Source organism: Afifella sp. YEN Y35 (assembly GCF_047553465.1).
GTDB lineage: Bacteria > Pseudomonadota > Alphaproteobacteria > Rhizobiales > Afifellaceae > Afifella > Afifella aestuarii.
On the sequence record NZ_CP180203.1, the window covers coordinates 3,074,688 to 3,087,782 of the forward strand.

Here is a 13,095-nt window from a genome sequence, read left to right on the forward strand (position 1 = left end):
CTTATGCCTCGGAATCGAGGCGGTCGAGCATCCGCTGCGTGATCAGGCAGATGCCGTTGTCGGTGCGGCGGAAGCGGCGCGCATCTTCTTCCGGATCCTCGCCGACGACGAGGCCGCGCGGAATGACGACACCGCGGTCGACGACCACGTTGGTGAGGCGAGCATGCCGGTTGATCGTGGTGTGCGGCAGAACCACAGCGCGGCAAAGCTCACTGTAGGAATGGGCGTGAACGCCGGTGAACAAGAGCGATTTGTCGATGCGCGCACCCGACAGGATGCAGCCGCCGGAAACCAGCGAGCTCACGGCCGAACCGCGGCGCCCCTCTTCGTCATGCACGAACTTTGCCGGCGGCGTGACCTCACTGTAGGTCCAGATCGGCCAATTGTGATCGTAAAGGTCGAGGCCGGGGACGAAATCCGTGAGATCGATATTGGCTTCCCAGAAGGCATCGATGGTGCCGACGTCGCGCCAATAGGGTTCGGGCTCCGCGCCCGACATGACGCAGGATTCGGCGAATCGATGCGCCACCGCGCCGCCTTCCTTGACGATCCGGGGAATGATGTCGCGGCCGAAATCGTGGCTTGAGTCCGGATCGTCGGCGTCGCGGCGCAAATGCTCGAACAGCACCTTCGTATGGAAAACGTAGATGCCCATGGAGGCGAGCGCGAGGTCCGGATTGTCGGGCATGGCGGGAGGATCGGCCGGCTTTTCGACGAAATCGACGATGCGGTTGCCGGCGTCGACATGCATGACGCCGAAGCCCCTCGCTTCCATGCGCGGCACGGCGATGCAACCGACGGTAACCTCAGCACCGCTGTCGACATGCTGGGCCAGCATGATCTCATAATCCATCTTGTAGACGTGATCGCCCGCGAGGATGATGATCAGTTCCGGCCCATAATCTTCGATAATGTCGATATTCTGCGCCACGGCATCGGCGGTGCCGACATACCATTTATCTTCGGCCACACGCTGGGACGCCGGCAAGAGATCGAACGTCTCGTTGCGCTCGGGCCGAAAGAAATTCCACCCTCGGTTGAGATGCCGGATAAGGCTGTGGGCCTTGTATTGCGTGGCAACCGCGATGCGCTTGATGCCGGAATTGAGCGCATTCGACAGCGCGAAGTCGATGATTCGGCTCTTGCCGCCGAAATAGACGGCGGGCTTCGCTCGATTGTCCGTCAGCTCCATGAGACGGCTGCCCCGGCCCCCAGCCAGGACGAAAGCCATCGTGCGCCGGGCCAAGCGGCCACCCAGCGCATCCGGATCGATTCTGCTCATTGAAAATCTCCCCCGCCGAACCATCCCCCGCCGGCGCGCGGACATACCATGGGCCGAACGCAAGCCCGGCTCAAGGGCGAGGTCGCGTTCTGCGTGAAGGTCTTAAGGCTGCACATCGGGTTCCCGCCAGGGCATCACCACTTCACGGCTGCGGCCTTTCTTCGCGGAGCGCTTCGATGGTGCGCCGATAGAGTTCACTGGCGCGCAATTCGTCGAGATCGACGCGAAGACGCCGACGCCAATTCGGGTGTTCGTCCATGGTCCCCGGCACGTTCGGCTGGTCGCGCGCTCCGGCGAGATCGTCGAGGGAGACGGCAAGAAGGCGTGAGGGGCTTCGCGCCAGAAGCCTGGAGATTTGCACGGCGGCCTCGCCTGCGGAACCTTCCGCATCGTCGGCGTCGATCTCGCCAAGCCCGTGCTCGGCAAGAAGCCGCGCCACCGCCCGGCGGTCCCCCGCCCGCTGCTGCCTTTCGCTGTCCGCCTGATCCGGGCGCAGGAGATCGAGCCCAAGACGCACGTCGATGTCGTGCCCGGTCCACCAGCCGAGAAGGCTCGGCGTGTCGTGGGTGGTGACGCAGGCAAGCGCGGCCGGCGGATATTCCTGCGGTCCCCGGAAACGGCTCTCCTCGCGCTCGAACAGGAATACCTTGTAGGCATGGAGCGCCGTGTCGCGCATCACTTCGCGGAAACCGTCCGGCACCACGCCCAGATCCTCGCCGATGACGAGACTTTCATAAGCCTGCGAAACTTCGGCGAGAACGGCGAGCATCGCCTTCAGCGGATAGCGCATATAGGCGCCCTTCGCCGGGCCTAGTCCCTGCGGGATCCAGAACTGACGATAAAGGCCCATCGCATGGTCGATGCGGATCGCGCCGGCATGGCACATCATGCTGTCGAGCAGCGCCCGAAAGGGTTCGAGATCGTCGTCCAAGAGCCCGGCGGGCGAGAGCGGCGCCAGCCCCCAATCCTGGCCATTGGCGTTGAAATAGTCCGGCGGCGCCCCGACGGTGATGCCGTTCACAGTGGTGCGGGTGTCGGTCCAGGTGGCCGAGCCGTCGGGGGCGACGCCAACGGCAAGATCGAGGTAGAGCCCGATCCGCATCCCCGCGCGCCGCGCCCGCCGCTGCGCCTCGGCCAGCTGGGCGTCGGCGGTGAATTGCAGCCACATCTGAAAGAGCACGGCATCGCTGTTTTCTTCCGCGTAGCCGCGAGAGGCGGCGCTGTCCGGGCTGTGAAACTCATCACTCCAGACATGCCAGCCGCCAGGCGTCGGTGAGGCGAGCCCCCCGAGCGACAGGGCCTCGAACAAGGCATGGTCGTAGAGCGCCTGGCCCCCGCGCTCGCGAAAACGCGCGAAATCCTGATCGACCAGGATCTGCTCGCGCTCGCGGTTGAAGATCCGCCACAACGCTGAGAGCTTGTGGCGCGTTACGCCCGGATAATCGACGAGCGTCGCGGCACGCGCCTCATTAAGCCAGCTTTGCGGCGGCCTATCCTCCTGCGTAAAACCGGCCACGTCGTCGACTGCGATATAGAGCGGGTTCAGAAACCGCCGGCTCGAAGGATAAAACGGGCTCACCCGCTCCGGCAGAGCCAGAAAGAGGGCGTGCAGCGGATTGACGCCCAAAAAGTCGGCGCCATCGGCGGCGAGCATTTCGGCAAGCCTTGCGAGATCCTCAAAGTCGCCCATGCCCCAGTTGCGAGCCGTGCGCAGCCCATAAAGCTGACAGGCGACGCCCCAGCAGCGACCGTCTTCGAGAAAGCCGGGCACGAAGCAGGCCTTTTCCGGCGCCTCCAGCCCGCCGAGAGCCGGCCGCAGGCTTGGCCGTTCGGCACCCTCCGAGACGTCGACGCCAAGGGCGGTCAGGATCGCCTCTTTGGTCTCGTCGCCCGCGAAGACTTCTTCACCGGACAGTGCCCAATAGCGCGTCTCGATCCCGAGGGCGTCGGCCAGCCTGTCGAGAGTGTCACTCATTCCTTCGCCCTTTCGCCGAGGTCAGCCCCGGTCTCTTTGGTCAGTTTTCACGGAGGATCATCCCTCGAGAAGGATCATCGAGCGCGCCGTCATCGTCACCTCCGAGTCAGGTGCAAATTCCGCGCCGCCAACGTCGCCGTGAACTGTTTCAAGCCGCCTCTGCCACATCTCCACGCCCTTGGCCGCCGGCAGTCGGAAGCTCAAATCGTTCGGCGCTGCGTTTATGAGGATCAACACGCAGCTCGTGCCTTCGTCACACAGCATCAGGCCGATGCATTTGCGCAAACCATCCTGCCAGTCCTCCGCAGCCATGAAGCCGCCCTCGGGCTTCAGCCACTGCACGTTGGGGATGTCGCGGCCGGGAACCTCCTCGCCGTGCAGAAAGCGGGTCTGGCGCAGGAGCGGATGGGCCTTGCGGAAGGCGATCGCGGCCGCGGTGAAATCCCGCAAGGCAAGATCGCGTTCGGGCAGGTCGGCCCACTTCATCCAGCTCGTTTCATTGTCCTGGCAATAGGCATTGTTGTTGCCGTTCTGCGTACGCCCCTGCTCGTCTCCCATGACGATCATCGGCGTACCCTGGGACAGGAGAAGCGTCAGAAGGAAGTTGCGCCGCTGCTGATCGCGCAGTTGCAGGATGGCCGGATCGTCCGTCGGACCTTCGACGCCGCAATTCCAGCTGCGATTGTCGTCGTGCCCGTCGCGGCTGTCCTCGCCATTCTCCTCGTTGTGCTTGTCGTTGTAGGAGACGAGGTCGTTCAACGTGAAACCGTCATGCGCGGTGATCAGGTTGATGCTCGCCCACGGCTTGCGGCCACGATGTTCGAAGAGATCGGCAAAGCCGAGAAGGCTGCGGGCGAGATCCGGAAGCATGCCGTCGTCGCCCTTCCAGAAGGACCGCACCACATCGCGGTAGGCGCCGTTCCATTCCGTCCAGCCGGGAGGAAAATTGCCGAGCTGGTAGCCGCCCGGCCCGATATCCCAGGGCTCGGCGATCAGCTTAGTGCGCGACAGGACCGGATCCTGGCGGATGGCGTCGAAGAAGGCCGCATCGTTGTGGAAGGTGTCGCGGTCGCGCCCGAGCGCCGTCGCGAGATCGAAGCGGAAGCCGTCGACATGGCATTCCTCGACCCAATAGCGCAGCGAATCCGTGACCATCTGCAGAACGCGCGGATGGCGCAGATTGAGCGTGTTGCCGGTGCCGGTCGTGTCGAAATAATAGCGGGGATCGTCGCCGAGAATATAATAGCTCGCATTGTCGATGCCGCGGAACGACAAGGTGGGGCCGAGCCGATTGCCTTCGGCGGTGTGGTTGTAGACCACATCGAGGATCACCTCGATGTTCGCCTCGTGCAGCTTGCGCACCATGGTCTTGAATTCATGGATGCTGGCGCCGGGAGAGATGAAGCGAGGCGCCGGGGCGAAGAAGGCCGCAGTGTTATAGCCCCAATAGTTGGACAGGCCTTTGCGCACCAGAAACTCGTCGTCGAAGAAGGCATGCACCGGCATCAGCTCGATCGCGGTGACGCCGAGCTTGACCAGGTGATCGATGACGTCCGGATCGGTGAGACCCGCAAACGTGCCGCGCACCGGTCCCGGAATTTCCGGATGCAGCGCCGTCATGCCGCCGACATGGGCCTCATAGATGATCGTATCCGACCAGGGCGTCTTCGGCGCCACATCCGCGCCCCAGGTCACGGCCGGGTCGATAACCACGCATTTCGGCATCGACCGCGCCGAATCGCGTCGGTCGAAGGAAAGATCCCCCCGCGACGAGGATACGCGATAGCCGAAACAGGCTTCGTGCCAGCGCAACTCGCCGTAGAGCGCCTTCGCGTAGGGGTCGATCAGAAGCTTGTGCGGATTGAAGCGATGGCCGGCCTTCGGCTCATACGGCCCGTAGACGCGGTAGCCGTAAAGCTGGCCCGGACGCAGGTCCGGAAAATAGCCGTGCCAGACCTCATGGGTATGTTCGGGCAGCGGGATGCGTTCGAGCTCGCGTCGTCCCTGCCGGTCAAACAGGCACAGCTCAACCTTTTCGGCGTGGGCCGAAAAGAGGGCAAAATTGACGCCAGAGCCGTCCCAGGTCGCCCCCAATGGATGGGGCGTACCGGGCCTCACGCGAAGCCGCGACATGCATTGATCCTTCTAAAAAGAAAGTCGAAATAGAGTTCAGGGCTGGTATCTCAAGACGATCACGGCGAGCGGCGGCAGGGTGAGAGCCGCTGATGCCGGCTGACCATGCCATCCGACCTCTTCTGCACGAACTTCGCCGTCATTGCCGACATTGGAGCCGCCATAGACGCCCGCATCGGTGTTGAGGCATTCCTGCCAGCGGCCCTGGAAGGGCAGTCCGACCCGATAGCCGTGCCGCACGACCGGCGTGAAATTGCAGATGACGGCGACGACATCCTCGCCGCGTTCACCGCGACGCAGATAGGAAAAGACGCTCTGATCGGCATCGGACGCGTCGATCCACTGGAACCCGGCCGGCTCGCAATCACGCTGATGGAGTGCCGGCAGATCGCGGTAAAGATGGTTGAGGTCGCGCACGAGCCGCTGCATGCCTGCATGTCCCTCGCCGCCGAGGAGATGCCAGTCGAGCGACTGATCGTGGTTCCACTCTCGCTCCTGAGCGAACTCGCAGCCCATGAAAATCAGCTTCTTGCCGGGATGCGTCCACATGAAGCCGAAATAGGCTCTGAGATTGGCGAAGCGCTGCCATTCATCGCCCGGCATTTTACCGAGGAGCGAGCCCTTGCCGTGCACCACTTCATCGTGGCTGATCGGCAGAACGAAGTTCTCCGAAAACGCATAGAGCAGGCCGAACGTCATCTGATGGTGATGGTAACGGCGATGCACCGGGTCGTTGTGGATGTAGGCGAGCGTGTCGTGCATCCAGCCCATGTTCCACTTGTAGCCGAAACCGAGGCCGCCCGTTTCGACAGGCCGCGACACGCCCGGCCAGGCGGTCGATTCCTCGGCAAACGTCGTTGCACCCTCGAAGCCCCCGAAGACATTGGTGTTGGTGTCGCGCAGGAACGAGATGGCTTCGAGATTCTCGCGGCCGCCATGGACATTCGGGACCCAGTCGCCCGGCTCGCGGCTGTAATCGAGGTAGAGCATGGAGGCCACGGCATCGACGCGCAGTCCGTCGATGTGGAACTCATCCATCCAGTAAAGAGCGTTCGCCTCCAGGAAGTTGCGCACCTCCCGCCGGCCGAAATTGTAGATGAGCGTGTTCCAGTCGCGGTGGAAGCCCTGGCGTGGATCGGCATGTTCATAAAGGGCCGTGCCGTCGAAACGGGCGAGACCGTGCTCGTCCGTCGGGAAATGCGCCGGCACCCAGTCGATGATGAGGCCGATGCCTTCAGCGTGGCAGCGCTCCACGAAGCGGCCGAACGCCTCTGGCGAACCGAAGCGCGAGGTCGGGGCATAGAGCCCGATCGGCTGATAGCCCCAGGAGCCGGAGAAGGGATGCTCGGAAATCGGCAAAAGCTCGATATGCGTGAATCCCATATCCTTCACATAGGGGATGAGCTGATCGGCCAGCTCATCGTAATCGAGATAGGTGTTGCCCTCGCCGCGCCGCCAGGAACCGAGATGCACTTCGTAAATCGAGATCGGTTGGGCACGATCGTTGCGCGCGCGCCGGGTCTGCATCCAGTGCTCGTCGTGCCATTGGCGGTCGGGGAGACCCGTCACACGCGAGGCGGTCGAAGGGGGCACTTCCTGAGAGAAGGCGAAGGGGTCGGATTTCAGCGGCAGAAGCCGCCCTTCGGGCGAGAGGATCTCGTATTTGTAGTATTGGCCCGGCCCGATACCCGGCAGGAAGATTTCCCAGACACCGTTTTCGACACGCTTGCGCATGACGTGGCGGCGCCCATCCCATTCGTTGAAGCTTCCGACGACAGACACACGCTGCGCGTTCGGCGCCCAGACGGCAAAGGTCGTGCCTTGAACGCCGTCGATCGTGGTCGGATGCGCGCCGAGCTTCTCGTAGAGGCGGCGGTGGCTGCCCTCCGAGAGGAGGTGCAGATCGAGCTCGCCGAGAATCGGCGGAAAGCGGTAGGGATCGTCGACGGTCCAGGATTGATCGCCGGCATAGAAGCGGATGCGGTAAGGAAGGCTCGGATCCTGCCCCTCGAGCAGGGCCGCAAAGAAGCCCGCCTCGAGCCGCTCCATCTGAGCCAGGACCTCATCGCCCGCCATGCTGAGGATTTCCGCTCTCTCAGCACCGGGATGAAACGTACGGATGCTCAGGCCGGCAGAGGCCCGGTGCGGACCGAGAAGCGAAAACGGGTCGCCATGGCGCCCTTCGATCAGCGCAGCGATCGCAGAGCGGTCGATCTCCGGAAAGGAGATCAGGATCTCTTTGCGCCAGGTGTTCATAGCTTTGCCTCAGTGGTGATCAGGTTAAGAACGCCGCGCAGCGGAATGTCGATCCAATCGGGGCGATTTGCCGCCTCATAGAGGATCTCGTAAAAGCCCTTCTGCAGGAGGAAGAGCCGCAAGAGGCGCTCTGCCGCCGCCTCGTCGTTCGGAAGTGTCGACACGCCTTCCATCCGGGCAAAGTAGCTCGCACGGAAATCGGCGATGGCCTTGTCGCGCCATTGCTGGGCGCGTTCACGGATCGCCTCGGGCACCTCCATATGCCGTGCCAGGAACTGACGTTCGGCCGCGGCTGCGGCATAGTCGAAGGAGCGCAGCATGCCGGCGACGTCCCGCAGGGGCGAGGACTTCGCGCGCCGTTCCGCGAGCGAGCGTTGCGGCTCACCCTCAAAGTCGATGATGACGATATCGGCCTGGGAAACGAGGACCTGGCCAAGATGATAATCGCCGTGGATGCGCGACTTGCCGCCCGACGGAGGGCTGGACGCCAGCGCTTCCAGCTCGGCCTGAAGCGCCCCGCGCCGTTCGGCGAGGTCGGCCGCCATCTCGCGCGTTTCGGAGGGCAGCGTCGCCGCCATCGCCTCGAGCCGCTCGATCGCCTGGTCGGCAAGGCTTGCGACATCGACGGCCATCGCGCCCACATCCTCCTGCTCCAAGGGCTCCACCTTGAAAGCCGGCAGATCGGTTTCGGCGGCGAGCGCCACGTGCATTTCGGCCGTGCGCAGGCCCATAGTCATCGGCAGGTCGAGCGGATGCCCGAAAGGAATCGGGGCTGCCGCCGGGCCGGTCTCCGCTGCGGCCACCGCATTGAGCGCCGTCGCCTCCAGATCGCGGTCGAGCGCATCGACGAGAACGGCCCAGCCGTCGCCCTGATTGCGCACAAAGGAGAAGACCGCGGCAAGCGCCGTCGGCTCACCGTCGTTCGGACGGTATTCGACCGTTCCAAGGAGCTGCGGCGTGTTGTCGAAGCCGGCGACATCGGTGAGGAAACGCGCGACTTCGACCTCGGGCTGATCGCCCTCGCGCAGCCGGCGATAGACCTTCAGGAGCGCGCGGTCGCCGATGATGACGGAGACGTTCGACTGCTCGACGCCAAGCGGACGGACATCCGTCTCCTCGGCAGCTTCTGCAAGATCGGCCTGACCGGCGAAGACGAGTTCGCCGTCCTTGGCGGCGACCGGCTCACCGGCCGCCATAGCCTTCAACAGCGCTCTTGCGAAATCCTCGTCGAAAGCCGCATCGACAAGCGCGCCGACGCGCGGACCCCGTCTGATCTTGGCCAGCGTGTAGGAGAGTTTCGGTGCGCCGAAATGCAGGTTCTCTTCGCCCCACAGCGCGGAGAGCGGCAGGAAGTAACGCTGCGTCTCCTCGTTGCGAAGCGTCACGTCGACGGTCGCAATGGCGGTGCGCCCCTCCGCCACGCTCGTCAGAGGCGACAGCGAAACCCCGTCAATGGTGCCGCCCTTGCCGGCGAACCAGCGCTGGCGCTGCAGGAACTCAGGCAGCGCCTGGGCTTCGAGCTGGCGGCCGTCGCGGCCGGAGAGCGCGGCACTCAAATCGGCGCGCGTGGTGACGGTGATGAATTCAGGCATGACCTCAGGTGCGGGCGTGTGCCATTGCGGCACGTCCGTCTCCTCGGTGAGAAGAAACCAGAAGAAGCCGTAACCGGGCAGCGTCAGCATGTAGGGCAATTCACCGATCGCCGGAAAAGCGGAATGGCCGGAAAGCTCTACCGGAACCCGGTGACGGAAACGCGACAGGTCGAGCTCGACGGCCTGGGCGGAGCGGGAAAGATTGGCGACGCAGAGAATGTCTTCGTCTTCATAACTGCGGATATAGGCGAGGATCTTCCGGTTCCCCGGATAGAGGAAGGTCATCTCGCCACGGCCGAAGACCTTGTGCTGCTTGCGCACGGTCACCATGCGCCGCATCCAGTTCAGAAGCGATGACGGGTCGGATTGCTGCGCCTCGACATTGATCGCTTCATAGCCGTGGATCGGATCCTGCACCGGCGGCAGATAAAGCTGCTGCGGATTGGCGCGCGAAAAACCGCCATTGCGGTCGCCCGACCATTGCATGGGCGTGCGCACGCCGTCGCGGTCGCCCAGGAAGTAATTGTCGCCCATGCCGATCTCGTCGCCGTAATAGAGAACGGGCGTGCCCGGCATCGACAACAAGAGTGCATTCATCAATTCGATCTTGCGGCGATCGTTCTGCATGAGCGGCGCCAGACGGCGGCGGATGCCGAGATTGATGCGCGCCTTCTGATCAGACGCATAGGTGCGCCACAGATAGTCGCGCTCCGTATCCGTGACCATTTCGAGCGTCAGCTCGTCGTGGTTGCGCAGGAAAATCGCCCATTGGCAGGGATCCGGAATTTCCGGCGTCTGACGGATGATATCGGTGATCGGATGGCGGTCCTCCTGCGCCAGCGCCATGTACATGCGCGGCATCAAAGGGAAGTGGAACGCCATGTGGCATTCGTCGCCCTCGCCGAAATAGGGACGCGTATCCTCCGGCCATTGATTGGCTTCGGCGAGCAGCATCCGGTCGGAGTAATTCTCGTCGAGATCGCTGCGGATCTGTTTCAGGACGACATGCGTCTCCGGCAGGTTCTCGTTGTTGGTACCGTCGCGCTCCACGAGATAGGGAATGGCATCGAGCCGGAGCCCGTCGACCCCCATATCGAGCCAGAAGCGCATCACCGACAGCACTTCCTTCATCACCCGCGGATTGTCGAAGTTGAGATCCGGCTGGTGGGAATAGAAGCGATGCCAGAAGAACCCTTCCGCGACGGGATCCCAGGTCCAGTTGGAGGTCTCCGTGTCGAGGAAGATGATCCGCGTGCCCTGGTATTTCTGATCGGTGTCGCTCCAGACGTAGTAATTGCGCGCCGCCGATCCGGGCTTTGCGTTGCGCGCCCGCTGGAACCAGGGATGCTGGTCGGAGGTGTGGTTGATGACGAGCTCGGTGATCACCCGAATGCCGCGCTGATGGGCCTCCGACACGAAGCGGCGGAAATCGCGCATCGTGCCGTAAGACGGATTGATCGCGCGGTAGTCCGCGATGTCGTAGCCGTCGTCGCGCAAGGGCGAGGGATAGAACGGCAGGAGCCAGATCGCGGTGACGCCCAAGCTCTCGATGTAATCGAGGCGTTCGAGAAGACCGCCGAAATCACCGACACCATCCCCGTTCGAATCGAGAAACGCTTTGACGTGCAGCTGATAGACGATCGCGTCCTTGTACCATTCGGTGTCGGAGCGATCGATCACTCCGTCGATGCGATGATGGGGGCGCTCGGAACGATTGGATTTTTGCATGTTTTCTGTCGGACCTGCGTTCACGTGAGCCGCTCTTGAGGCGAAATCAGGCGCCAGGCCGCATAGGTGCGCTCGGACGGGTTGAGCCAGACATGTTGCATCTTGCCCTGCCAGGTGAAGCGACGATCGAGAACGAGGTCCTCGGCCATGATCGGCGCATCGTCAGACAGCCCGAATTCCCAAAGCGGCACCTCGAAATGCGCGCCCTGCGCGTTCAAGGGGTCGAGGTTGACGGCAAACAGTAAGAAGCTCGACAGATCGTCGGTGTATTTGCCGTAGTAGAGAATGTTGTCGTTGTAGGCGTTGTAGAACGACAGATTGGTGAATTGCTGCAGAGCCGGATGAGCCCTGCGCCAGGCATTGAGGCGGCGCACGTCGTCCTTGATGTGGCCAGGCCTGTCCCAATCCCAGGCACGGATCTCGTATTTCTCCGAATCGAGATACTCTTCCTTGCCAGGCATCGCCGCGGCCTCGCAGAGCTCATAGCCTGAGTAGATGCCGTAATTCGTGGCAAGCGTCGCCGCCAGGAAGAGCCGCACCTGGAAGCCGGCACGTCCGCTGTTCTGCAGATAGAACGGGTTGATGTCCGGCGTGTTGGTGAAGAAGTTCACCCGCATGTAATGGCGGCATTCCTCGGTGGTGAGCTCCGTCAGATAGTCCGTGAGCTCGGCCTTGTTGTTGCGCCAGGTGAAGTAGGAATAGGACTGGCTGAACCCGACCTTGGCGAGACGCTTCATCATCTTCGGTCGCGTGAAGGCTTCCGCCAGGAAGATCGTGTCGGGGTGGCGGCGGCGCACTTCGGCGATCATCCACTCCCAGAACGGCAGAGGCTTGGTGTGCGGATTGTCGACGCGGAAGATTTTGACCCCGTGCTCGACCCAGAACAGCACCGTATCGCGTAATTCGTGCCAGAGCCCAGGGATGGCATCGCGGTAGAAATGGACGTTGACGATGTCCTCGTATTTTTTCGGCGGGTTCTCGGCGAACCTGATGGTGCCGTCGGGACGCCAATCAAACCATTCCGGATGCTCCTTGATCCAGGGATGGTCGGGCGAACACTGGATGGCGAAATCGAGCGCGATCTCCAGCCCGTGCTCCGCCGCCGCCTTCACCAGACGGTGAAAATCCTCAAACGTGCCGAGTTCGGGATGGATGGCCTTGTGACCACCCTCCTCGGAGCCGATGGCATAGGGGCTGCCGGGATCGTCGGCACGCGCCGTCAGCGAATTGTTGCGCCCTTTGCGGTTCGTCTTGCCGATCGGATGGATGGGCGGGAAATAAAGCACGTCGAAGCCGAGATCGCGCACGTACGGGAGCTGCGCGATGACATCGTCGAAGGTGCCATGGCGGGCAGGATCCCCGGACTGGGAGCGCGGCATCAGCTCGTACCAGCTTGAGAAGGCGGCGCGCTTGCGGTCGACGAAGAGATCGAGGAGCCGCAGGTAATACGAAAGGTTGCTCCGCGGTCCGCCGGCCGTCATCAGGCCGAGAAGATCCTCGCCCATGAGGACGGAAAACTGCTGGGCCGGATCGGCAAGGCGGGCGATATCTTCGGTGACGCGCTGCAGCCTTGCCCGCCTTTCGGGATCGAGCCGGTCGCTTTCAGACAGAGCCTTCTTCAGAATATGCAGCCCCTCCTTGAGTTCGGAGGTCACATCCTGGCCGGCATTCTTCTTTTTTGAAACGTCGGAACGCCAGCTGCGAAAGAGATCGCGCCAGGCAATCACGGTATATTCGTAGGTCGTGTTCTCGACGGGTACGAAGGAGGCGCGCCAGCGATCGTTCTCATAGAGGCGCATCGGCGTTTCAGACCACGCCTTGTCACCCTTTCGGCGCGTCAGAAGCGCTGCGTCGATGAGGTCGTGGCCATCGGAAAAGATATCTGCCTCCACGACCACGACTTCCCCGATGGCGGCTTTGGCGGGAAAGCGGCCGCCGTCGATCTCGGGCGTCACCGCCTCGATGGCGATGCGGTTGTCGGCGAGGGCGTGCAGCAGGCGATCGGCGGGTTTGAGAGCCTGTTCCATGATCCTGTCGGCTTGGACGTTTCCAATAGGGCGCCACCGGCGGAAGGCCGCCGGCGATACAATTCGAGCTAGGTCAGGCCGGAGCGAGGTCCAGCCTGTTGC

6 protein-coding genes are annotated in these 13,095 nt (G+C 62.9%); all 6 read right to left on the reverse strand.

Going from position 1 to position 13,095, the window contains the following annotated elements:
* Nucleotide 1: 1 nt before the first annotated feature.
* Complete coding sequence (gene glgC / locus ACK8CP_RS14710) at nt 2–1,282, reverse strand: glucose-1-phosphate adenylyltransferase (RefSeq protein ID WP_414832320.1); 1,281 nt, start codon at nt 1,280–1,282, stop codon at nt 2–4.
* A gap of 142 nt (nt 1,283–1,424) precedes the next feature.
* The gene (gene malQ, locus ACK8CP_RS14715; RefSeq protein WP_414832321.1) at nt 1,425–3,257 is read right to left on the reverse strand and encodes a 4-alpha-glucanotransferase; all 1,833 of its coding nucleotides are present in this window, start codon (nt 3,255–3,257) and stop codon (nt 1,425–1,427) included.
* Between the two features lie 57 nt (nt 3,258–3,314).
* Nucleotides 3,315–5,390 (reverse strand): glycogen debranching protein GlgX, encoded by a 2,076-nt coding sequence (glgX, locus tag ACK8CP_RS14720; protein ID WP_234629926.1) that lies wholly within the window; start codon nt 5,388–5,390, stop codon nt 3,315–3,317.
* A 36-nt stretch (nt 5,391–5,426) separates the two neighbouring features.
* Nucleotides 5,427–7,646, reverse strand: a complete 2,220-nt coding sequence (gene glgB, locus ACK8CP_RS14725) for a 1,4-alpha-glucan branching protein GlgB (RefSeq protein ID WP_234629927.1) — start codon at nt 7,644–7,646, stop codon at nt 5,427–5,429.
* Nucleotides 7,643–10,918: a maltose alpha-D-glucosyltransferase gene (treS, locus tag ACK8CP_RS14730; protein ID WP_414834274.1), complete on the reverse strand. Its 3,276-nt coding sequence runs from the start codon at nt 10,916–10,918 to the stop codon at nt 7,643–7,645. Before treS ends, glgB begins: the two co-directional genes overlap by 4 nt.
* 68 nt (nt 10,919–10,986) lie before the next feature.
* Nucleotides 10,987–12,993: an alpha-1,4-glucan--maltose-1-phosphate maltosyltransferase gene (locus ACK8CP_RS14735; RefSeq protein WP_414832322.1), complete on the reverse strand. Its 2,007-nt coding sequence runs from the start codon at nt 12,991–12,993 to the stop codon at nt 10,987–10,989.
* Nucleotides 12,994–13,095: the final 102 nt, after the last annotated feature.

Bases quoted from the DNA above. Each gene is read 5' to 3' on its own strand.
- glgC (WP_414832320.1), bottom strand. From the start codon at position 1,282: ATGAGCAGAATCGATCCGGATGCGCTGGGTGGCCGCTTGGCCCGGCGC.
- glgX (WP_234629926.1), bottom strand. From the start codon at position 5,390: ATGTCGCGGCTTCGCGTGAGGCCCGGTACGCCCCATCCATTGGGGGCG.
- malQ (WP_414832321.1), bottom strand. From the start codon at position 3,257: ATGAGTGACACTCTCGACAGGCTGGCCGACGCCCTCGGGATCGAGACG.
- ACK8CP_RS14735 (WP_414832322.1), bottom strand. From the start codon at position 12,993: ATGGAACAGGCTCTCAAACCCGCCGATCGCCTGCTGCACGCCCTCGCC.
- glgB (WP_234629927.1), bottom strand. From the start codon at position 7,646: ATGAACACCTGGCGCAAAGAGATCCTGATCTCCTTTCCGGAGATCGAC.